General features: G+C 45.3%; 24 protein-coding genes and 1 tRNA gene. 18 read left to right on the forward strand and 7 right to left on the reverse strand.

Annotated elements, in window-relative coordinates:
- Nucleotides 1–168: 168 nt before the first annotated feature.
- Nucleotides 169–245: transfer RNA gene (locus AB204_RS02590), tRNA-Met, on the reverse strand.
- A 230-nt stretch (nt 246–475) separates the two neighbouring features.
- Here AB204_RS02590 and mltA point away from each other — a divergent pair.
- A complete protein-coding gene (mltA, locus tag AB204_RS02595; protein WP_047961825.1) occupies nt 476–1,573 on the forward strand; it encodes a murein transglycosylase A in 1,098 nt (365 codons plus the stop codon).
- A 75-nt stretch (nt 1,574–1,648) separates the two neighbouring features.
- Nucleotides 1,649–2,461: a tRNA cyclic N6-threonylcarbamoyladenosine(37) synthase TcdA gene (gene tcdA, locus AB204_RS02600; protein ID WP_047961826.1), complete on the forward strand. Its 813-nt coding sequence runs from the start codon at nt 1,649–1,651 to the stop codon at nt 2,459–2,461.
- Between the two features lie 8 nt (nt 2,462–2,469).
- Here the strand turns inward: tcdA and csdE are convergent, their stop codons facing one another.
- The gene (gene csdE / locus AB204_RS02605; RefSeq protein WP_047961827.1) at nt 2,470–2,943 is read right to left on the reverse strand and encodes a cysteine desulfurase sulfur acceptor subunit CsdE; all 474 of its coding nucleotides are present in this window, start codon (nt 2,941–2,943) and stop codon (nt 2,470–2,472) included.
- Between the two features lie 112 nt (nt 2,944–3,055).
- Between csdE and AB204_RS02610 the strand changes: the two genes are divergently transcribed.
- The 8 genes from AB204_RS02610 to AB204_RS21130 all read left to right on the forward strand — a co-directional run bounded on the left by AB204_RS02610 (nt 3,056) and on the right by AB204_RS21130 (nt 9,640).
- Nucleotides 3,056–3,385, forward strand: coding sequence for a type VI secretion system baseplate subunit TssF (locus AB204_RS02610; protein WP_047961828.1), 330 nt, complete (start codon nt 3,056–3,058; stop codon nt 3,383–3,385).
- Entirely contained in the window at nt 3,385–3,963 is a 579-nt protein-coding gene (locus tag AB204_RS02615) for a type VI secretion system baseplate subunit TssF (RefSeq protein WP_047961829.1), read from the forward strand. Before AB204_RS02610 ends, AB204_RS02615 begins: the two co-directional genes overlap by 1 nt.
- A 12-nt stretch (nt 3,964–3,975) precedes the next feature.
- Nucleotides 3,976–5,940, forward strand: coding sequence for a type VI secretion system tip protein TssI/VgrG (gene tssI, locus AB204_RS02620; RefSeq protein WP_047961830.1), 1,965 nt, complete (start codon nt 3,976–3,978; stop codon nt 5,938–5,940).
- Nucleotides 5,937–6,707: a DUF4123 domain-containing protein gene (locus AB204_RS02625; protein WP_047961831.1), complete on the forward strand. Its 771-nt coding sequence runs from the start codon at nt 5,937–5,939 to the stop codon at nt 6,705–6,707. The genes tssI and AB204_RS02625 overlap by 4 nt, the downstream gene beginning before the upstream one ends.
- Before the next feature lie 20 nt (nt 6,708–6,727).
- Nucleotides 6,728–8,572 (forward strand): S-type pyocin domain-containing protein, encoded by a 1,845-nt coding sequence (locus AB204_RS21915; protein ID WP_084728513.1) that lies wholly within the window; start codon nt 6,728–6,730, stop codon nt 8,570–8,572.
- Nucleotides 8,569–8,985 carry a hypothetical protein gene (locus AB204_RS02635; protein WP_235428011.1) on the forward strand — a complete coding sequence of 139 codons (417 nt, stop codon included), beginning with the start codon at nt 8,569–8,571 and terminating at the stop codon, nt 8,983–8,985. Before AB204_RS21915 ends, AB204_RS02635 begins: the two co-directional genes overlap by 4 nt.
- A gap of 98 nt (nt 8,986–9,083) precedes the next feature.
- Nucleotides 9,084–9,251 carry a hypothetical protein gene (locus tag AB204_RS23360; protein ID WP_235428012.1) on the forward strand — a complete coding sequence of 56 codons (168 nt, stop codon included), beginning with the start codon at nt 9,084–9,086 and terminating at the stop codon, nt 9,249–9,251.
- Nucleotides 9,252–9,451: 200 nt separating this feature from the next.
- On the forward strand, nt 9,452–9,640 hold the full coding sequence (locus AB204_RS21130; RefSeq protein ID WP_072061380.1) for a CPCC family cysteine-rich protein: 189 nt from the start codon (nt 9,452–9,454) through the stop codon (nt 9,638–9,640).
- A gap of 91 nt (nt 9,641–9,731) precedes the next feature.
- Here AB204_RS21130 and csdA read toward each other — a convergent pair whose 3' ends face one another.
- Nucleotides 9,732–10,982 carry a cysteine desulfurase CsdA gene (gene csdA, locus AB204_RS02645; protein ID WP_047961832.1) on the reverse strand — a complete coding sequence of 417 codons (1,251 nt, stop codon included), beginning with the start codon at nt 10,980–10,982 and terminating at the stop codon, nt 9,732–9,734.
- A gap of 402 nt (nt 10,983–11,384) precedes the next feature.
- Here csdA and AB204_RS02650 point away from each other — a divergent pair, with 402 nt between their 5' ends.
- The 8 genes from AB204_RS02650 (at nt 11,385) to AB204_RS02685 (ending at nt 20,881) form a co-directional block, all read left to right on the forward strand.
- Nucleotides 11,385–12,311, forward strand: a complete 927-nt coding sequence (locus AB204_RS02650; protein WP_047961833.1) for a transcriptional regulator GcvA — start codon at nt 11,385–11,387, stop codon at nt 12,309–12,311.
- Between the two features lie 27 nt (nt 12,312–12,338).
- The gene (locus tag AB204_RS02655) at nt 12,339–12,734 is read left to right on the forward strand and encodes a DUF423 domain-containing protein (protein ID WP_047961834.1); all 396 of its coding nucleotides are present in this window, start codon (nt 12,339–12,341) and stop codon (nt 12,732–12,734) included.
- Nucleotides 12,727–13,824: a 23S rRNA (cytidine(2498)-2'-O)-methyltransferase RlmM gene (gene rlmM / locus AB204_RS02660; protein ID WP_047961835.1), complete on the forward strand. Its 1,098-nt coding sequence runs from the start codon at nt 12,727–12,729 to the stop codon at nt 13,822–13,824. Before AB204_RS02655 ends, rlmM begins: the two co-directional genes overlap by 8 nt.
- Before the next feature lie 377 nt (nt 13,825–14,201).
- On the forward strand, nt 14,202–15,635 hold the full coding sequence (locus AB204_RS02665; protein ID WP_047961836.1) for a serralysin family metalloprotease: 1,434 nt from the start codon (nt 14,202–14,204) through the stop codon (nt 15,633–15,635).
- A 221-nt stretch (nt 15,636–15,856) separates the two neighbouring features.
- Entirely contained in the window at nt 15,857–16,192 is a 336-nt protein-coding gene (locus tag AB204_RS02670; protein ID WP_047961837.1) for a protease inhibitor Inh/omp19 family protein, read from the forward strand.
- Between the two features lie 61 nt (nt 16,193–16,253).
- Nucleotides 16,254–18,050, forward strand: a complete 1,797-nt coding sequence (locus AB204_RS02675) for a type I secretion system permease/ATPase (protein ID WP_047961838.1) — start codon at nt 16,254–16,256, stop codon at nt 18,048–18,050.
- A gap of 51 nt (nt 18,051–18,101) precedes the next feature.
- Nucleotides 18,102–19,439, forward strand: coding sequence for an HlyD family type I secretion periplasmic adaptor subunit (locus tag AB204_RS02680; RefSeq protein WP_047961839.1), 1,338 nt, complete (start codon nt 18,102–18,104; stop codon nt 19,437–19,439).
- A gap of 98 nt (nt 19,440–19,537) precedes the next feature.
- Complete coding sequence (locus AB204_RS02685) at nt 19,538–20,881, forward strand: TolC family outer membrane protein (protein ID WP_235428013.1); 1,344 nt, start codon at nt 19,538–19,540, stop codon at nt 20,879–20,881.
- 159 nt (nt 20,882–21,040) lie between these two features.
- On the opposite strand, the gene xni is transcribed toward AB204_RS02685, so the two are convergent.
- The 4 genes from xni to AB204_RS02705 all read right to left on the reverse strand — a co-directional run.
- Nucleotides 21,041–21,796: a flap endonuclease Xni gene (xni, locus tag AB204_RS02690; RefSeq protein WP_047961846.1), complete on the reverse strand. Its 756-nt coding sequence runs from the start codon at nt 21,794–21,796 to the stop codon at nt 21,041–21,043.
- A gap of 78 nt (nt 21,797–21,874) precedes the next feature.
- Nucleotides 21,875–23,242 carry a nucleotide 5'-monophosphate nucleosidase PpnN gene (ppnN, locus tag AB204_RS02695; RefSeq protein WP_047961840.1) on the reverse strand — a complete coding sequence of 456 codons (1,368 nt, stop codon included), beginning with the start codon at nt 23,240–23,242 and terminating at the stop codon, nt 21,875–21,877.
- A gap of 244 nt (nt 23,243–23,486) precedes the next feature.
- A complete protein-coding gene (gene queF, locus AB204_RS02700; RefSeq protein WP_047961841.1) occupies nt 23,487–24,332 on the reverse strand; it encodes an NADPH-dependent 7-cyano-7-deazaguanine reductase QueF in 846 nt (281 codons plus the stop codon).
- Nucleotides 24,333–24,420: 88 nt separating this feature from the next.
- A partial coding sequence (locus AB204_RS02705; RefSeq protein ID WP_072061381.1) for a YopJ family acetyltransferase occupies nt 24,421–25,264 on the reverse strand: 844 nt, incomplete at its 5' end.

A 25,264-nucleotide genomic window follows, 5' to 3' on the forward strand; every position in this document is an offset into this window, starting at 1 on the left:
GACCTTCGGGTTATGAGCCCGACGAGCTACCAGGCTGCTCCACCCCGCGTCCGTCTATTTGCAAACTTTGATTATCAATAGTGAGTGCAAATACTGAATGATGACATTCTTTACTGCTAAATTGTATCTATGCTACATCATCTGTTAATGAATGATATTCGCGTAGATTGGTTGCGGGGGCCGGATTTGAACCGACGACCTTCGGGTTATGAGCCCGACGAGCTACCAGGCTGCTCCACCCCGCGTCTGATGTCGGCACACTATACTCTTGAACGGCTCGGTTGCAAGTTTTTTTATTGATATTTACTGAATTTGTTTGTTTGTTGGTTGAGAAGCATTCTTGTTGTTTTGTTTTTGTTCTATTTGTATTGAAAAACTATAAGCTATTTTTTTCTAACTACATTTTATTATTTGTTGGTGTTTGATATTGTTCATCGTCGGATAGTGATGATGGTAAGAAAATAAAGGTATAAATATGAAGCATTGGGGCAAATATCTTTTATGTGGATTTGTCATCTCGTTGTTATCGGGGTGTCATGTACGTCCGACAGATCAAGCTCAGCAATATAAAGATGGTAGGATTACCCAAAATCTCCAATTGGTGAATATGCCTAATGCTCAGGGTAGTCCGGTTAATGCCAAAGATTTTTCTACCCAAGTTAAATATATCAGTACATCTTCTCCCCGCTTGTACAACAGTCATCGTGAAACATTCGAAGCCATCGAAAATTGGATGTTATCCGGTGGTGATACCCGCCATTTAAATGAGTTTGGTTTACTCGCCTATCAGATGGAAGGCGGAGATAATTACGGTAATGTGAAGTTTACTGGCTATTACACGCCTGTTTTGCAAGCCCGGCATATGAAGAAAGGGGAATTCAAATATCCGCTGTACAGTATGCCAACGAAATCGCGTTTTCGTTTACCCAATCGCGCCGCAATATACAGCGGGGTGCTGAACAAAAAATTTATCATCGGGTACAGTAATTCCCTGATGGATAACTTTATGATGGAAGTGCAAGGAAGTGGTTATGTCAATTTTGGTGATGGTCAACCATTAACCTTTTTTGGTTATGGCGGAAAAAATGGGCATGCCTACCGCAGTATTGGCAAGGTGCTGATCGATCGTAAAGAAGTACCGAGTGACAAAATGTCAATGAAAGCGATTCGTCAGTGGGGAGAACAGCACAGCGAAACCAAAGTGAGAGAAGTGCTGGAACAGAACCCTTCATTTGTTTTCTTTAGACCTGAGCCTTATACCCCTGTCAGAGGAGCCAGTGCTGTTCCTCTTGTTGCAGAAGCTTCGGTGGCATCTGATAAGACATTGATCCCGCCGGGAACAGCATTGCTGGCGGAAGTCCCTGTGTTGGATGAATCCGGTAAATTTACCGGACAGTATCGCATGCGGTTGATGGTGGCATTGGATGTTGGTGGCGCCATTAAAGGGCATCATTTCGACATTTATCACGGTGTTGGTGAAAAAGCGGGTGAAAGGGCAGGTTTTTATAAACACTATGGTCGTGTTTGGGTATTGAAGAAAGCCTCATCTGGTTTTTTAGCAGCAAACCAGTAAGATCCCCTCCTATTAAAATCATCAATCGATAACCTATCTCGATAGAGATAGGTTTTATGCAGGATTTATTTAGCGATGCAAGTTTCTCTCTCTGATGCTTATCTTCAACGTTTCGCTGGCACGGCTCGATTATATGGCCAGAAAGCGCTTTCATTATTTGCCCGTTCTCATGTCTGTGTTGTCGGCATTGGCGGTGTCGGTTCGTGGGCCGCAGAAGCGTTGGCGCGTACCGGCATCGGCGCTATCACCCTGATTGATATGGATGATGTTTGCACCACCAATACCAACCGCCAGTTGCATACATTGGTACAAAATGTCGGGTTGCCGAAAACGGAAGTCATTGCCGAGCGGATACGGGCCATTAATCCTGAATGCCAGGTGACTTGCATTGATGATTTCGTCACGCCTGATAATGTCGCTGAATTGATGTCTACAGGATTCAGTTATGTCATTGATGCCATTGATAGCATACGGCCAAAAGCGGCGTTACTGGCTTATTGCCGTCGCTATAAGATCCCTGTGGTAACAACAGGGGGAGCGGGCGGACAACTTGATCCTACCCAGATTCAGGTGGTGGATTTGGCGAAAACAGTACAAGATCCGCTGGCGGCGAAATTGAAAGAGCGCCTGAAATCGGATTATCACGTAGTGAAAAACGGCAAAGGCAAGTTAGGCATTGACTGTGTTTTTTCCACGGAACAGTTAGTTTATCCACAATCTGACGGCACGGTTTGTGCTGCCAAGAGCACGGCGGATGGTTCCAAACGAATGGATTGCGCTTCTGGTTTTGGTGCCGCAACGATGGTTACGGCGACCTTTGGTTTTGTTGCTGTATCCCACGCACTGAAAAAGATGGTGGCAAAAGTCGAGCGGGAAAAAATGCTGTAATACACAGATTAATTCGTGTAGGTGCGTGCAATTTCCTGACGTGCTGCCTCTTGAATAGTGTTAATCAGGGATTTCACACCATTGAGTCGTGAGCCACTCAATTGTTGTTCCAGGCCGAGTTGTTGAAATAGCTCGGCCAAAGGTGTCTGCAAAACCTGCTCAGGTGTTTTGCCTTCCACCACAGTCAGGATAACCGCTAATAATCCTTTAACAATGCGGCCTTCGCTATCACCATAAAAGTGCAGGCAACCATCTGAAAGTAATTGATGCCCCAACCAAACACGGTTTTCACAACCGGACATTTCAATATTCTGCTGTTTGAGTTCACCCGCCAAAGGTGGCAGTTTTCTGGCAAGGCCGATTAGCTGTCGGTAGCGATCTTCCCACAACTTACATTGCCGGAAGTTTTCAATGAGTTGTTGCTCTGTAATCTCTGTTCCGAATGGGTGCGGAGCAAGGATGCTGTCTGAAAGTTGTGTCATCGGTTTTTTTATCTTGCAGTGGATTTGTTGCTGATTTCCTCTGGATGAGGTTTCAGGATCATAGCAGTTATGGGTGTAAACTAAAATTACGGCGGGAAATTGGGCGCCACAAATGTTGATGGAATCGTTTTATTTACCTCATGTTCATCATTTCCTGACGCTGGAAATGCCGTATCCCGTCAAATCCCGTCGCTTACCGATGACCGATAACCGGACATTGACGCTTACCCTGAAACTGGACACGCTGTTGTCACTGTCTGATAAACAAATAGCTGATGCTTTTCTGTTGCATTGTGTACCTGCGGTTAATCTCCAGTTGGAACGATTAACTCAGCCTTTCAAGCCTGATACTGCCCGTTATCCGTTGCCATTAGCGCCACATCAAAGGTTATTGCATGTAACCGAACTTACCCTGAAAGGCGAACCGAATATGCAAAATTGATGGTACATCCACCCAAACGCCAGTTTACCTGCCATTTTGTGTCATTTAATCCACAGCCGATAGTGTTGCCGCCAGATGAGACTTGCCTCGCCGAAAGCCTGCCGGATCGCTTTCAGATACACACAATTACACCAATATCAGCCAGTTACCCGCCGGTCATTGACAGTCAGCGGCATTGGCGGTTGTTGTCTCACTATTCTATGAGCGGTTACGTGCTGTTGTCAGCGGAGGCTTTCAAACAACTTTTGCGGGATTACGATTTTTACACGGACAGTGACCGTCCCATCAGTCGAAAACTCCAGCAGATGATTGACGGGATCCAAGATATCAAATCTGAGGCAAAGGACAGGCTTGTTATGGGGCAACCGCGCCGTTGCCTGTATATCGAACTGACGCTGAATGAAAAAGCCTATGCCAGTCAGGGAGAGTTATTCCGCTTTGCCGATGCGCTCTACCAATTTCTGCCGTTTTTTCTCAGCAACGACATGTTGATGTTGATGGATGTCACTTGTCAGCCTTCCGGCGAACAATGGCGTTTGTCGCCGCTTCCCCTTCGGGGATATCGTCCAATAATGTAAGGATAGACAACAATGGATGGATTAGTCTTTACCTGCCAAATCGGTAAACTGCCCAGAATCACCTTTCAGGTGGCGGAGTTCAGTTTGCGGGAAGCTCTGTCAGAGTTGTATCACCTGAGCCTGACAGTGGTCAGTTCCCTTGATAATATCGCCCTCGGTGAGCAGTTGGGTATGGCTGCTTCCCTGAGCGTTATCCGTGATGGCGTAGTGGAACGTACCATCAATGGCATCATAGCCGGAGCGGAACAGGGTAATAGTGATGGCCGGCGCACTTATTACACTTTTACTATCAGGCCGGAAATGTGGCGTATGACCCTTAATCAGGACAGTCGTATCTTTCATCGTCAGTCCGTGCCGGAAATTCTCAAACAATTGCTGCAAGAGCACCGTATCAAGTCTGATTGCAAATTCTATGAAGATGAAGGGCATCATCCGGTGCGGGAATATACCACCCAGAAGCGTGAATCGGCCTATGATTTTTGGTGCCGTTTGGCGGCGGAAGAGGGTATTACTTTCTGGTTTGAGCAAGATCAGCTCTTTTACAGTAATTCTCACCTCGGAATGCTGGCAGGCATATTCCTGACCTATAACTCACAGTCGGATACGGATAATACTGACTCTACGGTTACCCAGTGGCGCTACGGTGAATTCCTCTGCCCAGATGAGTTTACGCACAAGGATAATAACTTCTTACGGCCTTCCTACCCCTTGCAGCATCAGGCAATGCTGGAACAGGGGCGTGGTCATGCCGTGTTCGAAAGTTACGGGCGCTTTCAGTTGGATGCCGAAGGCAAGCCGCTCTCTGCACTGCGTCTGAATCAACTCAACAGCGAAAGTAAAATGGGATCAGCCAGCACTAACTGCATTCAGTTACGACCGGGCAAAATATTTATGCTGAATAAGCACCCGATTGCCTCTATGAATGATCGCTGGCAGGTAGTCGGCGTTACCCATCACGGCATCCAACCCCAAGCAGCGGGTGTGGAAGGAGAAGGTACAACCTTGACCAATAGCCTGACCTTTATTCCGGGTTGGGACGATTGGCGTCCATCATACCGCTACAAACCGCTGGCAGACGGCGATGAAGTGGCTACCGTTGTCGGGCCGGAGGGCGAGGAGATTTTTGTCAACGAACACGGTGCGATCAAAGTGCATTTTCACTGGAACCGTTATGACGAGCCGGGAGATGGTTCCTCTTGTTGGGTACGTGTGGCACAGGGCTGGAATGGTCATGGTTTTGGTTTTATGGCGATCCCTAGGATCGGTCAGGAAGTGATCGTCTCCTACCTCAACGGCGATATTGATCGCCCGATTGTCACGGGCTGTACTTACAATGGCCGCAATCGACCGCCATTGGATTTACCTGCCGAGAAAACCCGCACCACCTTTAAAACCCACACTCACAAAGGGCAGGGTTTTAACGAACTGCGCTTTGAGGATGCAAAAGGCAGTGAGGAGGTCTATATCCACGGTCAAAGAGACTTTACGGCTCATATCGAAAATGATGTCCACTGGCATATCAAACACGACCAGAAACAGCGCATTGACAACAACCATTACATCGATATTCAGGCGGATGAACATTCGCAGGTGATGGGCAGCCGTAAATACAGCACTGCGGGTGATGCTTCCCACCGCATCACCGGTTCTCAACATATTCAGGCCGGAGATGCACTGGTCAGTGAAAGCGGGCAGGAAACTCATCTTAAGAGCGGTGGCAAAATTGTGTTGGAAGCCGCGACTGAAATCAGCCTGAAAGTCGGTGGCACTTTTATCAAAGTGACGCCGGGCAGTATTCAGTCTTCCATGATTGATGTGGGCGCGGGTTCCGGCAGCAGTGGCCGGGGCATCTCACTGCAATTGCCGGAAGGGGTTCCGACACTGCCTGAGGTTAAATTCCCGATCAAGAAATACTGTGCGTTGCAGGCACAGGAAAGCGCCGCGTGGGTGATCAAATCACCGGGAGGAAAAGCATGACAACCAGCTGGACAACGTGGCTCAGTGCACCGAATAAAGCACCGGTTTTTCTTATCGTCAATCAGCTTGCCGCCCCTAATCCTGTCGATATCTTTTATGCCAATGACTGGGTGGCTCAGGCTTTCCCGCTTTATAGTGGTACTCCGTTGGCACACCTGATGGAACAAGGGCCGTGGTTGATTCAGCCCAAAGCCGGCAGCCTTGCACCTCTTGGGCGCTTACTTGATCGCCGGGCATTCAGTGACGAAAGCTGGGGCTGGGCATACCGCAGCAAAACAACCTGGCAGGCGCAATTACATCATTGGCAGCGGCATCAGTTTGCGACTCTGCGTGATGAGCAGGTGGTTTTTCGCCTGATGGATACCCGGATTGCCAGAGTATTAATGCCTGCCATGCAGCCCACTGACTGGACATCTCTCCTGAATCCGGTCACTGAACTGATGATCGGTATGCCAATGCCTGTCGTTTTCAACCGTCCGGCAGATTGCCCGCCCAGCCAGATTGAACGGCCTTTTGTGCTGGAGCCGCATCTTATTGCCGCGTGGGAGCAGTCAGATTTGGCACTGGAAGGCTATGCCAAGACATTGACCTATGAGCTGTGGGAAGAGCAGGGGGAACTGGCACTGAAGCTGGATACACCGAATGGTGCATTGGCCCCGCGTCTGACCGGATGGCTGAAACAGCGCCGACAGCAGGGTTCCCGTCTTCAGGCGTTGACCATTCATGACTTTCTGGCGGAGAGCGGTATTGGTGCGCTACGGACTTAATCAATAAAGGATTTAATCGAATGAGTGACACAGGAAGATTAGATTGTGTTCCCTGCAATAAATTCAAGCACTGGCTGGAATTTCAGTTATTGGACAACCAGGGCAAGCCATTAGCCGGTATTCCCTATAACCTGAAAAGCCGGGATGGTGTTATCAATGCCAGTGGTGTAACTGATGGTCAGGGAATATTGCGGGAAGAAAACTTATCGTCGCTGCCCATGACACTGCATGTGGATGCGCAGAAGCTGGCTGATCAGTTGACTGAAAAATCCCCCGCAGAGGCGATGGAAAAACAAAAAGGGACGGGAGCCTATCACCAGCTTATGCCGGGAGATATCAGTGATACGACACCGGAAGTTGAAGGCTGGACGAAAGAAGCCTTACTGCATTCAAGATACTATCCTGATCCCAGTTGCCCAGGATTTATCGCGATGCCGGGCCACAATCGCCGCCATGTATTGGAGATTGCCCGCATCGCCAAGCCAGTCTTTGCTAAATCCTGCCTGCAACCCGCGGGTTGTACGGACGCCGGAACGGAAACTGAGCCACATACTCATTTTGGTCAGATGCAGGTCTTTCAGCCCAAGCCAGCGGTTCAATCGCAGAAGAAGCTGAAAAGCTCTGAGCCGTGGTATCTTGAAGCGATTGCGGGACTTGGGAACTTGGTATTTTCAAAAGCAGAAGCGAATCCAATCCTTATAGAATATTCTTTGCAGGCAGCTCAGCAGACACAAGCGGCTATGACGGGTACTACTGCTATTGCAAACCATGAGAATAATGGTAAGGAGAAAGAAACACGCCCCTTACTGTCCTCAAGTGAGAAGCAAAAGTTGGATAACATCCGGTTTAGTATGTCCCGCGAATCTTATCTCACGAGTGCATCCGCAATAACTTTAGGGATGATGATACGGAATTGGTGGAATGACAGTGATAAAGACTTACTGAGCCACGAAAACTTAAAGGACATTGCCGATAAAAAAGGAACCGCACCCACCCGTGTTCGTTATCGTTTTGTGGAGAATACACAAACCGGGCAACTCACCGCAGTGGGATATCATACCAGCGAGGAAAGCGGGCTGGAGCAGGTCAAAGTCCGCAATGTGCAATATAATGAATCATTAAACCGGTATGAATTTTGGGAAGATGATGCGGCTTCACCCACATTGGTTTGGTACTTAGACGCACGAACAGGTGAATTATCACAGAGCGATATTGATAAATATGCTCAGCAGGATGCGAGTATCAATGCCAAGGTGGCTGTGCTGGATCCGGAAATTAGCAGCCAAACTCCGGGCTTACCGATACCGGAGCAGCGGACTTGGCGGGACGGGGCTTATATTAACCCACAGCAAGATCCGAAGCAGATGGGTGGTAATGCCACTACTACGCCAATACCGGATGAGAACAGGCCAACGACGTTAACCACGCCAAAACCGGAACAGAAGAGTTTTCGTGATTATATTCTGATATTCCCGGTTTCGAATGTTCCGGCGATTTATGTTTATTTGAGTAGTAGTCATGGTAAAGGTAGTGGGTTAATTGATGGTATACCGAGAAACCCAGGTACTGTAAGGCGATTTATGTCAACAAAGGAATATAAAAAATTCAAAAAAGAGGGATTTACCTATGATCCAAATGATTCAAGAGGAGGAATTAGTGTCACTTCTACAAAAGTTGATCCTAAAAATCCAGACGCAATAAAACGAAGCACAGGAGCCCTAGGAGCTGACTATTATGTTGATATTGATACAAGCAAGAAAAATGTCGAGTTAAAGGGCAAAACTAAAGGAGGTGTAATGGACTGGAAAATTAAGGATAATGTTACTGACGACGATATTATTAAATATGGGAGAGTAGAAAAATGAGAAATGATTTTCCTGCTATATTGGATAGATTTATCAAAAGTTATTATGAATTGGTGGATTGCATTACTAATGTGAAAGATTCAGATTCTTTTAAATCTGATGAGAAGTTTAAAAATAACCTAGAAAAATTAGTTACATTAAGAGTATATCAACTTAAAGCATTCGTTATTTTATTAAATAATTTCCCAGAAGATGCAATATCTCTTTTTAAAAGACGATATTTGTCTGTTGATTTAGAAAACTCTCCTCGCGATCAAGTTGCCGATCTAGATATTATGTTTTCAGATATAAGAGAGGTCTTAGGAAATAATAAATTTAATGAAATTCTAAATTGCCCAGAATTTACGGAAAAAAATAAAGATTACTATCGTGTAAAAGAAGCGATAGAGTTTGCTCTGGAGGAAGATGAGTAAGATCTAAAATATAAATAAGAAAAGCCATTGAAATTTTTGGCTTTTCTTTTCATGTGTGAATCCAATAAGAAGCCAAATATAAATAAAGGAATAACAACATGCGACCATTAGAGCAAATGATAAAAAATGAAGCTGTTGAGAATATACTTCTAGTTTTTTCTCTTAAAAGTTCTTATCCATCGATAGATCGTATGTATGTTAGGTATCGTTTTGAAGTTCTTGAAGAAGGTGAGTTATGGAAAGCCTATGAAAGATTATTAAATTAAGGAAAATTAGCAGAGGATGAAAAAGGGAAAACAATTAAAGGGCTAAATTGGAAAGAACCTGAGTTTTCCAGAGCAAAAAATATAGTTCTTTGATAGAAGGCTATCAAAAAAATAATATTTAAAATGAATTATCAAAAGCTATTTGTTTAAGTAAATAGATTTTGTTTTAATGTGTAAGTGCCAAAGCATTAGAGTAACCAATGAATAATAAATATCATTGCCCATGTTGTAATAATATAACCCTTGATTCACTTGGCAAATACCTTATTTGTGATATTTGTGGATGGGAAGATGACCCTATTCAAGCTGATGATATCTATTTCCAAGGAGGAGCTAACTATATGAGCTTAAACGAAGCTAGAAAAATATTCTTGGAAGGTAAAAAATAATATATCTTTTATTGAACGCGTTAAAAATAAGGCAAAGTATTAAACACACGCCCCTATCATAAATAGAGGCGTAATCAACAACAAACCAATATCACTCACCCAACAACGATAGCGCGAATTTCACCGCTTCGATCAATCTATCCGCATCTTGCTGGTTGTTATAAGGCATAAACGAAGCTCGCAAGCAGCCGCTGATCCCAAGAGCATCCAGCAATGGCTGTGCACAATGTTGCCCTGAACGCAGAGAGATATTTTGTTCTGCAATCAGCGTTGCTAAGTCATTGTGATGTATTCCGGCGAAATTGAAAGCCAGCAAACTGGAACCGGCTACACGGTAACTTGTAAAACCCGGCAGAAGGCTGAGTTGCTGCTCGGCGTAATCCGTCAGGGCAATTGCATGGGATTCAGCGAGCTGGATATCAATGGCTTTCAGCCATTCCAGAGTTGCGGCAAAGCCGACCACGCCAGCAACGTTAGGTGTACCTGCTTCAAAGCGATAGGGCACGGCTTCCGGTGTGAAACCGTCAAATGAGACTTGAGTCAGCATTTTGCCGCCGCCATGCCACGGAGACATCGCATTCAGCAATTCAGTTTTGCCATACAACACTCCCAATCCATTTGGGCCATACAGTTTATGGGCTGAGAAGGCATAAAAATCGATATCCAGTTGCTGAACATCAACAGGCGCGTGAACGATTCCCTGAGCTCCATCAACCAGCACTTTGCAGTGATATTGATGGGCGAGGGCTGTGACCTGTGCCAAATCTACGGCGGCGCCAGTCACGTTCGACATTTGGCTGATGGCGACTAATCGGCTTTTCTCATTCAGCAGTTCTGACAGTTTCTCTATTTCAGGTTGGCGTTGGTTGCCAATCGGCCATTTAACGATTTTGGCGCCTGTCTGTTCTGCCAGAATCAGCCACGGCAGCAGGTTAGAGTGGTGTTCCTGTTCGCTGACAATGATTTCATCACCCACGTTCAGGCGGGAGCGAAAGTAACTCTGTGCTACCAGATTAATGGACTCAGTGGTGCCTTTCGTCCAGATAATATCCGCAGGTAATGGCGCACTGATCAATTCCGCGACCAGTGAACGCGCCTGTTCATAACGTGCGGTCATGGCTTGTGCTGTCGCGTGTTGGCTGCGATGTACCGTCGCACTGTGGTTCTGGTAGTAGTGTTCGGTCGCCTCAATCATACATCCCGGCTTTAATGCGGTGGCTGCACTATCCAGAAATGTGGTCGATGGTTGTGTGATCGATGGTTGTGTGATCGATGGTTGTGTGATCGATGGTTGCAGGGCAGGAAATTGTTGGCGGAATTGTTCTGAGTCAAAGGCTTTCATAAGCGGTGTAATTTAATCATTATATAATAAAGAATAAGTTTTTCTTTAGCCAGGAGAAGGGGAATTCTACATGAAAGTTGAGAAAAAAAGCACCGCAATTGCGGTGCATTAAAAAAATCACTATGGACAGACAGGGTAAATGTACAGGAAGTGAAAAAACAGTAGCTTACGCTACAAAGTCTGGAGTCCCAGACAACTTGCAAACACAACATCACAACCACAAAGCCAAAAGTATCAATGTATTAAAACAAAGAGACTTTTCGTTCCGGCTTAGGAAGTGCGCACACTATAGGGATTTGCTGGTATATCATCAATGGACAAATTATAATGCTTCGGATTATAAAAACTAATACCTGAACGAAAAGAGTTACCGGTATCGTTACCACCACATAAGAAACTAACATGTCTAAACGTTTGCCTCCACTCAATGCCTTACGAGTTTTTGATGCCGCAGCCCGTCATTTAAGTTTTACTAAGGCGGCAGAAGAATTATTTGTGACTCAGGCCGCAGTCAGCCATCAAATGAAAAGCCTGGAAGATTTTCTGGGATTAAAACTTTTTCGTCGTCGTAATCGTTCACTGTTGTTAACTGAAGATGGACAGAGTTACTATCTTGATATCAAGGAAATTTTTACTGCTATTAATGATGCAACCCGCAAGCTTCAGGCACGTAGCGCTAAAGGGGCGTTAACAGTGAGTTTGTCCCCCAGTTTTGCTATTCAATGGCTGGTGCCACGGCTTTCTGGCTTTAATCAGAGCTTTCCGGGGATTGATGTCAGGATTCAGGCGATAGATCGGGAAGAAGATAAATTGGCTGATGATGTTGATGTCGCCATTTTTTATGGCAGGGGTAATTGGCCGGGGTTGCGAACTGATCGCCTTTATCCTGAGTATTTACTGCCTGTCTGTTCTCCGGCTTTGTTGGCGGGTGACCGACCCTTGAAAACCCCCTCAGATCTTGCCAGGCATACCTTATTGCACGATTCATCCCGGAGGGATTGGCAAGCCTATATTCGTCAGCTTGATATGCAGCAACAAATCAATGTCCAGCAGGGACCGATATTCAGTCACAGTGCAATGGTGATTCAGGCGGCTGTGCACGGTCAGGGGGTTGCCCTTGCCAATAATGTTATGGCACAAAATGAAATTGATGCGGGGCGTTTGGTCTGTCCATTCAATGATGTTTTGGTCAGTAAGAACGCATTTTATTTGGTTTGTCACGATAATCAGGCAGAATTGGGCAAGATTGCCGCTTTTCGGAAATGGATATTGACGCAAGCCGCGTCTGAACAAGAAAGGTTGGGATATATCACTCAATATACCCAATAGATGCCAGTCTGAAACAGGAGCTGTGTGATGAGCAGTCGGGTCATGCTTATTTTTGTCGGGATCAGTGGTTTTTTCTACGTGGCATTGGGAGCGATGGGGGCACATATGTTGGCACCTGTCCTGACTTCACGTCAGATGGAATGGATTCATACCGGCCTGCAATATCAAGGGCTGCATACCCTCGCCATGATGGCGCTGGCTGCTTTTTTGATGCGTCAGCCAGTACCCCAATTCGGGTGGAGTGGTATTTTTTTCGCAGCGGGAATTGTGCTGTTCAGTGGCAGTCTTTATTGTCTGGCCTTTTTACCGCTAAAATTTCTGGTGTATTTGACACCAATCGGTGGGCTGAGTTTTCTCATTGGTTGGTTATGTGTATTAATTGGCGCTCTGCGTCTAAGGAAATCGGCGCTTAGCCATGAATAAAGTTGCTTTATATTGCCGCCCGGGTTTTGAAAAAGAGTGTGCGGCAGAAATTACCGATAAGGCGGGTAAAAAAGAAATTTACGGTTTCGCCCGTGTGAAGGAAAACAGCGGATATGTGCTGTTTGAGTGTTATCAGCCTGATGATGCCGATCGTTTGATTCGTGAAATTCCGTTTAAGGAATTGATTTTTGCCCGTCAAATGTTAGTTGTAGGTGAGTTGTTAAAAGATCTGCCGCAGGAAGATCGCATTACACCGATTATGGGTATGTTGATGGGGGTGATTGAGCGAGCCGGTGAGCTGCGTGTAGAAGTCCCGGACACCAATGAAAGCAAAGAGTTGATGAAATTCTGTCGTAAGTTTACGGTTCCATTACGTAATGCGATGCGTCAGGAAAAGCTCTTGCTGGCGAAGGAGAACAACAACCGTCCCGTGATCCATGTTTTTTTCATTGCTTCGGGTTGCTGCTATGTGGGGTATTCTTACAGTAACAATAATTCCCGTTTCTTTATGGGGATCCCTCGTCTGAAATTTCCATCTGATGCACCAAGCCGCTCCACGCTGAAACTGGAAGAAGCCTTTCATGTTTTTGTTCCTTATGACGAATGGGAAGAACGTTTATGCAGCGGTCTTCATGCCGTAGATCTCGGTGCTTGTCCGGGAGGTTGGACTTACCAGCTGGTAAAACGCAGCATGTTGGTTCATGCGGTAGATAATGGCCCGATGGCTGAAAGCTTAATGGAAACCGGTCAGGTGAAACATCACCGCGTGGATGGCTTTAAATTTGAGCCGTCAGTAAAAAACATTTACTGGCTGGTTTGTGACATGGTTGAAAAACCTGCCAAAGTTGCACAATTGATGACAGATTGGCTGGTAAAAAGCTGGTGTCGTGAAGCAATCTTCAATCTCAAATTGCCGATGAAAAAGCGTTATGAGGAAGTTGACCACATATTGCAGAAAATTGAGTCGCAGCTGAAAGAGAATGGCGTCAATGCTCAAATTCAGGCGAAGCATCTGTATCACGATCGTGAAGAGATTACAGTACATGTTCGTCGCATCTGGTCTGTTTATGCAACTGAACGGGATTATTGAGGGTGATGGATATGGAATAAATTTCAGGTTGCGGTGAAAATACCGCAATTTGAAAAAAGAAAGGATAAACAGATAATTCTTTCTTAGGACTAATTTTCAGCAGATAAAAACAGTATTATTTTATAGTAAATAATACTGTTTTTTTGTTATCAAAAAAATTTCATTGAAAAATGAATAATTAGATACATAAACTAAATTTGTTCAATATGTATTCTAAAAAGATATATTAATTATTTTTACACGGACAAGAACTAACGCTATTTTATTCTGGAGTTTTATTTCTAAGAGGATCTTAGAAAGAATTTAAAACTCTTGCTCCCGTTATTATAAATATTTCGGGTTTTAGAATATTAATCTTGTTCTTACAGGAGATTTACATGACCTCAAAGAAAAAATATACCTATTCGGGGTTATCTGATTCTAATTCTGTTCAGGATGTAAAAGCACTTCTCACAGCCTACGTTCCGAATTACGATTCTTCTATTCGTGTTGATCATAATCCATTTGGCGATAACGCGCCTGATGAGCTTGTGAGGGGCCAGTATCACTGGTCCAATAAATATGTTAATTCCTCTGGAACATTGGAATTATCATATCATTTTCTAACAAAGAAACCGGCTGTCATGCCGCTGTTTAAAGTTTCTGGCTTCAGTGCGTTTAATGAAGATCAGAAAGATGCAGCGAGACTTTCTTTACAGTCTTGGTCTGATGTTGCCAATATTAAATTTACCGAAGTAAGTAATGTTAATAAAGCAAATATCACTTTTGGTTTCTTTGATTATAGCGCAGCGAAAGATTACGCATTCGCAAATCTGCCACAGGGACAAAGAACCGCTTATTCATGGTATAACTCTAAGAGCCATACTTTTGTAGACAATGACATTGATGTGAATGGTTATGCCCGTCAGACTTTCACTCATGAAATTGGACATACTTTAGGATTGGATCACCCTGCTGATTATGATGCTTCTGATAAAGTGCGTCCAAGCTATATCACTAAAGCAAAATATTTCGAAGATTCTCGTGCCTATACGGTCATGAGTTATTTCAGTGAGAAATACACGGGTCAGGGCTTCAAAGGTGAATATTCCTCAGCGCCTTTGCTGAATGATATCTCTGCCATTCAGGACTTGTATGGCGCTAATATGGAAACTCGTACAGACGATACCATATACGGCTTCAATTCCAATACCGGCCGTGATTTCATGACCGCTACCGATGCGAACAGTAAACTGGTGTTCAGCGTTTGGGATGCGGGCGGTGAAGATACATTTGATTTCTCCGGCTTTACCCAAAATCAGCGTATTAACCTGAATGAAGGGGCTTTCTCTGATGTTGGCGGCTTGAAAGGCAACGTTTCTATCGCTCGTGGTGTTGTTATTGAGAATGCGATTGGCGGTAGCGGTGACGACATTCTGGTCGGTAACAGCGCAGATAACATCCTGAAAGGTGGTGCAGGCGACGACATCATTTATGGCGGGCTCGGCGGTGACCATCTGTGGGGTGGCGAAGGCAAGGATACCTTTGTTTATCTGGATGGCAAAGAATCATTGAAAGACAACCCGGATTGGATTCATGATTTTACTTCTGGTGAAGATAAGATCGATCTGTCTTTCTTCAACTTCGGTAGTCGTGGCGATATCAAATTTGTGGATTCATTCTCAGGCAAGGCGGGTGAAGTGAAGTTCACTTATGACCAAGTGAATGAAGTCACAGATTTAGAGGTCAGTCTCGGTGGTGATCTGGCGGGCAACGATTTTCTGGTGAAAGTTGTTGGTCAGCCGCTGACTGAAGCAGATTTCATCGTTTGATGATGTCATCGCGATAACTGAATGCTGCCGTATGCTTCTTGGTGTACGGCAGTATTAAGGAGGCCGTCGTGTTATATAGTCATCTGAAGATGATATCGGTTTTCTTTCGTCCCCTGTTTCATCAGTATGAATTTTGTGGAACTCCGTTTTATAGGTTGCAGGCGTGTTTGCGGAGCGCTTTTTTATCAGTAATTTTATCTCTTTTTTTTGCAGGAGGATGTATGGCGAGTAGTTTGAGACTTCCACCCGCTGATGAGTTGAAAGGGCTATGGCAACTCTCCGATGGGCATCAGGTATGTCGTATTGAATTGACCGATACCCGTTTACCTGAAGGGTCAATTTGGGCGCTAAAAAGTGATATCTGTGCGGCAGAGCTGTTTGGTCAGCCTGTTGAAGGATGGCGTCCGGCTCCTGATGGAATCACACTGACTGATGATGACGGCAATAGTCTGGCCTTTTTTGGTCATGAGTCTGAAGAACAATGGGTCGCCTACCTTGTTGATGGCAGGGAATTGGTCATGACATTTAGTGGCACAGCGAATGCAGTGACAAAATAAAGAATCATGCATGATTCGATAACTAATTCGTTTTGCTTCAGTTAATGATAAAGGGATTGCAGTGAAATTACGCTTTCCGAAGGACGAAATCACGGATGTTATCCGTGCACGCAGCAAAGTATTCTGGACTATTGGCTTATTTACAGCATTTATCAATCTGTTGATGCTGGTTCCCTCGATTTATATGCTTCAGGTATATGATCGGGTACTGCCATCCAGTAATGAAATGACCCTGTTGATGCTGACGCTTATCACACTGGGTATGTTTGCCATCATGGGCGGGCTGGAATATATCCGCAGTCAGGTGGTAATCCGTATTGGCAACCAGTTTGATATGAGCCTGAACCAGCGGGTTTACACCGCTTCGTATGAGTCCAACCTGAAAAGTGGCTCAACAGATGCGGGGCAAATGCTCAATGATTTGGCGACCATTCGCCAGTTTCTGACGGGGAATGCACTGTTTGCTTTTTTTGATGCTCCTTGGTTCCCCGTCTACCTTTGTGTCATTTTCCTGTTCAGCCCGTATCTGGGATTGTTGGCACTGGTTGGAGCCATCATTCTTATCACGTTGGCGGTATTGAACCAGTGGCTATCCCAGGCACCGTTAGCCGAAGCAAGCAACCTCTCTTTACGATCAGCCCATCTTGCCAGCACCAACTTGCGCAATGCAGAAGTGATCGAAGCGCTCGGAATGTTGCCGGTATTGCGTCACCGCTGGTTTGGTTTGCATAAGCGCTTTCTCCATTTCCAGTGCATTGCCAGTGAACGCGCGGCATTCATTGCCGGGCTGACTAAAACAGTACGCATCGCCTTGCAATCTTTGATTCTGGGTTTGGGCGGTTGGCTGGCGATTGAAGGGAATATCACGCCGGGAATGATGATAGCAGGTTCCATTTTGATGGGACGGGCATTGTCCCCGATTGAGCAGTTGATACAGGCATGGAAGAGCTGGAGCGCGGCTCGTTTGTCATGGCAACGATTGGATAAGCTCCTGAAAGCTCAGCCAGAGCGCAAAAGTGGCATGTCATTGCCTGTTCCCAAAGGCGTATTGCTGTTGGAGAAAGTCTCTGCAATACCCCCCGGTAAAACACGTGCAGCTCAGGCATCACAAAGCCAGATATCACAAAACAAGCAATATGTTTTGCAGGATATCAACCTTGCCTTAAATCCCGGTGATGTTCTGGGTGTGATTGGCCCCAGTGCGTCAGGGAAATCCACCTTAGCCCGTTTGCTGGTGGGGATCTGGCCGGCACAGGAAGGCGTTGTACGACTTGATAGTGCCGATATTTACCAGTGGAACAAAGATGAATTGGGGGCATCCATTGGTTATTTGCCGCAGGACATTGAACTGTTTGGTGGCACGATTGCTGAGAATATCGCACGTTTTAACGATGTTGATCCTGAAAAAGTGATCGAAGCGGCACAAAAAGCCGGCGTTCATGAACTGGTGCTCAATCTTGAACAGGGTTATGACACGGTCATTGGTGCCGGAGGGGTGGGGCTATCTGGTGGGCAAAAACAGCGAATTGGGCTGGCTCGCGCTTTGTATGGTAATCCGTCGCTTGTGGTATTGGATGAACCTAATTCGAATCTGGATGATATCGGAGAGAAAGCGCTGAGTAATGCCATTGTTCAATTACGGGAACAAGGTAAAACGGTGGTGGTGATTACCCATCGTCCTTCATTGCTCTCGCAAACAACCAAAGTTTTGCTGTTGGTGCAGGGAAAAATGAAAATGTTTGGCCCTTCCCAGCAAGTCATGGCGGCGCTGTCTCCGTCTCCGTCTCCGTCTCCGTCACAGCCACAACCACAATCACAACCACAACCACAACCAAAAGCGGTCGAACGTGCCTCGTAACATGATTCAGCCATATTTAAATTCTTGGGATATTGCTATCTGGGAGTAAAGATGTCCTATCAGACCAATGCAAAGGATGCCCAAAATGAGGCATCAGAATTATTGCCGCTGGATGCGAATCGTTACCTGCGAATAGGCTGGTTGGTTATTGGCATTGGCATTCTGGGCTTTTTAATCTGGGCAGCGTTTGCGCCACTCGATAAAGGGGTGGCTTCTTCAGGGACTGTTGTCGTGGATGGAAACCGAAAAACGGTACAGTCCCCTGTGAATGGCATTATCAGGCAAATTCAGGTGAAAGAGGGTGAGCAAGTCAAGGCTGGTCAGGTTTTGGTTCAGCTCAGCCAAGTGCAGGTTAATGCGCAGATTGATTCTCTGAAACAGCAACTTTATACCACATTGGCAACGGAAGCCCGACTGTTGGCCGAGCAACAAGGACAGGATGCCATTGTCTTTCCATCCACATTACTGAATCAGCAATCGGAGCCTCGCGTTCAGGATATTCTGGCGTTGCAGAAACAGCTCTTTCTGTCACGCCGTGAAATGTTGCGAAGTGACTTGGCAGGCATGCAACAGACTGAGGAAGGGCTGAATTTCCAAACCAAAGGATTACGAGAAGCCTTAATCAGTAAGCAGCAACAGCAGGCTTCACTCAAGGAGCAAGTGACTAATCTGCAACCTTTAACAGAGGAAGGCTATTTTCCCCGTAACCAGTATCTGGAATTACTGCGTAACCAAAGTGAGTTAAGTGGCAGTATGGCCGAGATGGCGGGGCGAATTGGTCAGCTTGAAAAGCAGCGGCAGGAAACGCAACAGCGAATTATTCAGCGTCAGGCTGATTACCAACGTGAAGTACGCAGCCAATTGTCAGATGTGCAGGTATTGGCGAATGAATTAGGTAATAAGTTGGAAACGGCCCAATTTGATCTGTCTCACACGTCAATTACGGCTCCGGTCGAGGGTTCAGTGGTGGGGTTGAACGTATTTACCCAAGGCGGTGTGGTGGCTTCCGGTGAGAAACTGATGGAGATCCTCCCTGCCCAGAGTACCTTGGAAGTGGAAGCGCGCTTGATGGTGCACCTGATTGATAAGGTGACTGTGGGTCAGGATGTTGATTTGATGTTTACGGCGTTCAACCAGAACCGGACGCCGAAAGTGACGGCTAAGGTGGCCGTGGTTTCTGCTGACCGGTTGGTGGATGGAGTAACGAGGGAACCTTATTACCAGATGCGATTGAAAGTGACCCCTGAGGGGATGGAGAAATTGGCAGGACTGAATATCAAGCCGGGAATGCCGGTTGAGGTATTCGTCAAAACGGGATCGCGTTCTCTGTTGAGCTATTTGTTCAAACCATTGGTGGATAGAGCATCTACATCGCTGATTGAGGAGTAATGGAGATGTTGAGGTATTGCAGTTTTGCCAATAAACGTACTTTGCTATTGCCCCTGCTTTTAAGGGTAATGTTTTTAACGGTAATGTTTTTAACAGTAATGTTTTTAACAGTATTGTTGGTGATGTTAGCTTCCGGCTCCGCGAGAGCACTTTCTTTGACGGAAGCTTATGCTCTGGCATTGCAGCATGATCCAACATTTCAGGCCGCCATCAAAGAGCAGGAAGCAGGGCAGGAAGAGAAAAATCTTGGGCTGGCAGAATTGCTGCCCAAGGTATTGATTAGCTACCAGAATGCCCCGCAAAACTGGCAGGAAATGGAATCTCATTCTGTAGATATGCGTGGCCGGAAGGTTAGCGAAAGCCGTGATCGGAAGTATAACAGCTACAGTGGTGCGGTTATTTTGACCCAGCCGCTGATTGATTTTGAAGCGTGGGCGCGTTATCGAACCCGTCAGGCTTATACCTTGATGAGTGATGCCCGCTTTCGGGCGGATAGCCAGCAATTGGCGGTCAGGGTAGTGAACAGCTATGTAGCTGTAGCCTATGCACAAGATCGGCTGGAGCAAGTCGCCCGGCAGAAGACTGCCTATGAAGAGCAGCTGGAACGCAATCAGAAATTGTTTTCCTCCGGTGAGGGTACTCGCACCGATGTGGCAGAAACTCAAACACGTTACAGTCAGGTACGGGCTGATGAATTGATGGTGCAGGATGAGCTGGATGCCGCAATCCGTGACTTGCAGCTATTAGTTGGCGTACCGTTGCCAGCCGGTTTACCGGTTAATCGCTTGTCTAACGCGCCACAGTTCAAAGCAATCAAACGGGATATCGGGCGTTATGTTGATTGGGAACAGCAGGCATTAAGCCAGAATCCTCAATTGGCGGCTGCCCGGCAGAAAGTTGATGTGGCGTATCATGACATTAATCGCAATCGTGCGGGATACCTGCCAAAACTTGAGTTGTATGCTTCTCATAGCGAAAACAAATCCAGTAGCGATAACAGTATTGACCAAAAATACCAGACAGATTCTATTGGCTTGCGTGTTTCTATGAATCTCTATAATGGCGGCGGAACGGCGGCGGCAGTACGTCAATCGGCGGCAAATTATGGCAAGACTAAATATGAGATGGATGCACAGGCAGGCGAAACCCTGAATGCACTGCGCCGCAATTATAATGCCTATGTTAATGGTGAGAAACGGATACGAGCCTATGAAACAGCGGTAGAAGCGGCTGAATTACAGGTGAGGGCGACGCAAAAAAGTGTTGCTTTGGGGCAGCGAGTGAATGTCGATGTGCTCAATGCTGAACAACAACTCTATACTGTGCGTCGTGAACTGTCTCAGGCCAAATATGACTATATGAAAGCGTGGATTGGGTTGCTGAATGAGTCGGGGCAATTAAACGGTGAACATATTAAGTTAATTGCTGATTATTTTGGTTAAGATAATTTAATGAGTGATAGCCTGTTTTTATGATGAATTTGCAAAATTCATCTGGAAACAGGTATCACACATCTTTGTAGTTGCTTCCCGCCTGTATTGCGCTCATTGGGCGACGTTTGCGGTGTTTTTACAAGAGAATATCTGGCTGGATTAATTGGTTTATTTATCGGGTAATCTCAATTGCTGTAAATTCCCCTGTAGTGATAAATCAGTTTTTAATGAAGCCACTTCCCGGCTGATATAAGCCATTTCTTTATGAGCTTCTAATTTTTTTCGCCATTTATCTGGCTGAGCTTCCAGATTCTGGAACAAATTATCCAGCGAACCGGTCTGCTGTAGCAGGGTGGCGGCTGTCTTCGGGCCAATGCCCTGAACGCCGGGGATTTTACTGCTGCTGATACCTGCCAGCCCCCAATAATCGGGAAGCTGGTCAGGGGAAACACCGAATTCTTGCTGAACGAAAGGCAAGTCCAGCCAACGTTTTTGGAAGTAATCACGGATTTGGATATGGGGAGAAAGAAGCTGGCAATACCCCTTATCTGTTGAAACAATCGTGACACGGTGCCCGGTATTGGCAACTTTAGTCGCCAATGTTGCGGCCAAATCATCCGCTTCATGCCCTTCTGCATGCCAGCAAGCTACGCCAAGTTCATTGAATGCCTGCTTAATCAGCGGCATTTCCTGTTGTAAGTTTTCTGGCATAGCAGAACGCCCTGCTTTGTAGTCAGGGAAAAGTTGATGGCGCCAGCTATGCTTGCGATCATCTTCATCAAATACGGCAACTGCATGAGTCGGGGATGCGTGGGTGATTAATTGCTTTAACGCATGTTCGCAGGCAGGAGCGCAAGGGCTTCCCTGTACTGCATGGATGCGTCGAATCAGATTTAGGGCGTCTACAATTAAAAGATGTATCATGGTCATTATATTCCATCCTTGGATTTTATTCCTTGGCGCCAGCCTCATTGAATAGTGAAGAGAAAAAGTATCCGTGATTTATTTGATTATCTCATAACACGGCTCATAAGCAGTACCTCCCGGAAGTTTCATGCGATCTTGCTCCACAAAATCTTCTAGCAAGTTATCCATACAGTGCATAATGTCAGCAGCACCGTGGATTTTGAATGCCCCATATTTCTCTATGGCATGAATACCCGCTTCTTTTACATTACCTGCCACAATGCCAGAAAAGGCGCATCGCAATGCTGAAGCCAGTTTCTCAGGCGCTTGATTTGGATATAAATTCAGGTTAGCCATGTTGTCATGGACTGGATTGAATGGAGATTGTAAATCAGGGCTGATTTTCAATGACCAGTTGAAGCTGTAAGCATCTCCGCTAGAACGGCGATTCTCTTTGACGCTTGGCATCGCTCTTTTCATTATACGTGCGACTTCTGACGGTGCATCTATAATAATACGGTAGTAGTGACGAGCCTGTTTTCCCAAAGTATTAACGATAAACTCATCTAACGCATGGAAGTAATCGGCACTCTCTTTAGGACCCGTTAAGACCAGTGGCAGAACCTGATCTTTATTTTCAGGATTCATCAGGATAGCCAGCAAATACAGCAGCTCTTCTGCCGTACCCACGCCACCGGGGAAGATAATGATACCGTGGGCAATACGGACAAAGGCTTCCAGACGTTTTTCGATGTCAGGCATGATAATCAGTTCATTCACCAACGGGTTGGGGGGTTCCGCCGCGATAATTGAAGGTTCTGTAATACCGACGAATCGACTGTTTTTATAGTTCTGCTGGGCATGCCCTACCGCCGCTCCTTTCATTGGGGCTTCCATTGCTCCCGGGCCACAACCTGTACAGATATTCAGTTCGCGTAATCCCAGCTCATTCCCTACCTTGCGCCCATATAAATACTCTTTTTCATTGATGGAATGACCGCCCCAACAAACAATCATATTAGGGTCTTCTGCGATATGCAGGGCTTTGGCGTTGCGAAGAATGGAGAAAATGGTGCTGGTAATATGCGTACCATTTTCCATATTCAAATTGTGTGCTTTTTGTTCATTGGTGATTTGCGCGTGAACGAACAAAATATCCCTTAACACCGCGAACAGATTTGCTTGCAGGGAACGGATGATTTTACCATCAACAAAAGCGTCTTCTGGTGGATTGACTAACTCCAGCTTTACGCCGCGTTCCCGGCGCAGTACGTTGATATCAAAATCTTCATATTTTGACAGCAATTCTTTACTGTTATCGGTTTGACTTCCGGAATTGAGAACCGCCAGTGAACAGTTACGAAAAAGGCGGTATAAATCACTGCTTGCGGTATGCTTAAGCATATCTACTTCAAGCTGAGAGAGTAAATCCATAGATCCCAATGGATTGACATGTGTAATCAAGAATGACTCCTTTTACCCCTTGGGGTGTTCCTCAATAATGATTTATACCCGTCGTCTTTCAAGTTGCTGCTTTATTGCGTTCATTCCTTCCAGCGATAAAACGAAATAACATGATGTTGCTTATGCCAGTTATCTCAGTTTCTGGGGGATTTGCTCATTTGCCGTCACAGCAACCTGAAATCTATTGGGTATAACTGATTTCATCCAGCGGTCTGGTTATCTATTGCTAATCAAATTAATTTAATTATTGGCGGGCTAACCTTCCTATTGCTGGAATAAATTCTTCGTTACTGCGCCATGGATTGATATCCAATCCTCCCCGACGGGTATAACGTGCATAAACAGTGAGTTTTTCAGGCGCGCATAATGTCATTAAGTCATTGAAAATACGCTCGACACATTGTTCATGAAATTCATTGTGATGGCGGAAAGAAACTAAGTAGCGCAATAACTTTTCCTGATCGATCCTGGCACCTTTATAGCGGATCATGACAGATCCCCAGTCTGGCTGATTAGTGATCAGACAGTTTGATTTTAGCAAATGGCTCACTAAAGTTTCTTCAACGACAGGGCCAATTGCTGCATTGTTAAGATAATCGCGACTGAACTGATAGTCATCAATTTCAATATCCTGATTATCGATGCATTTTCCTGCAAATTCAGCAATTGGCTGCTGATTAAACTCATGAAGGGAATGTAAAACAATTTCGATATCGCCATTGGCACAAGCAGATAAATCCTGTTGCAGAGTTTTTTGTACGGTTTCCCAATCAGCAAAGCGGGTTTGGTTAAAACTGTTCAGATAAAGCTTAAAGCTTTTTGATTCGATAAGGTTTTCACTAGCGGCATTCAGGCTGACATGACCAATAGCAACTTGAGGTACACCCCGGGCGTTGAGCCAGGAAAGTTCGTACATCGTCCAGATATCAGCACCATGAAAAGGAATACTTTCAGGGAATAGTCCAAGCGGTTCACGGTTCATACTGCGGGGAACCGCTTGCAGTAAAGTAGGATCGTAGTTGTCGCGGTAGGGAGTGGGTTTACCTAACGTGAGTTGAGCGAGTGCCTGATTATCCTGATATAAAGACATTAAGATTCCTTAAAATTGATAAATCATTATGTTTGAGGTAACCCGTAGTTTATCAAGGAATCCTGAATGGTCGTATTTTTATTGTGCATTATTCTCCGTGCTCATCAAGCCACTTTAGAGCTGCTTCTGCAAGACGAAGCCTTTTTTCTTCGATGGATATGCTGTATTTCCGTTCTATCGGCTTATTTGTACGGGTATTCATTTCGTTGCGGAGAGTCGAATGGCGATTATATCGCTCTAGCAGGGTTTCCCCTATTGTCCCATCCTTTTTCTTATAGTTATTGACCCGGCTTTCTTGCTCATCCTGATGACGATCCAGATAAGCTTCAAGGGGACGCAGTGAATGTGCATGCTTGAAGAAACCAATGGGTAATAAATTGATGGCTTGATTGAATAATACTACCCGATATTTCTCGCAATCATCATCAGACGACGGATATAGTTTAGGATTTCTTTCGCAGACTTTAGGGGAAAAGATATGATTTTTCTCAAAAGTGAATGATATATCATTAGCAAAAATTCTTTTATGGAGTCTTTCAAAATCTCGAGCATATATGTACATTTTTTTCAAAAAATGTAAAGAAAAAAGCAGGCAATCTCCGGGGCTATTTTGTATCTGAGTATAAATATAGAGCGTTTTTAAATTAGGTTTATTATAACCGTGGAGATCAAATGGAATGGATATATTGGCTCCAAGACTTGAATCTCCAATTATAAGAGAAATATTATTTTTTTCATCTTTAAATGCATTCACTGCTGCAAAATGGACACCTCCAAAAGCTGTTGTTTTGATGATGTATCGTTTATGTTGGCGAGGATTAAGAGATGATGTATCTTCAATAAGCGAGGCTGTTTTATCTATGATTGATGGATGGAAATTCATATTAGGGTGTTTTCGATTCAGGGAATTCAATATATAAGCAGTGTTAACG

Source organism: Xenorhabdus khoisanae (assembly GCF_001037465.1).
Classification (GTDB): Bacteria; Pseudomonadota; Gammaproteobacteria; order Enterobacterales; family Enterobacteriaceae; genus Xenorhabdus; species Xenorhabdus khoisanae.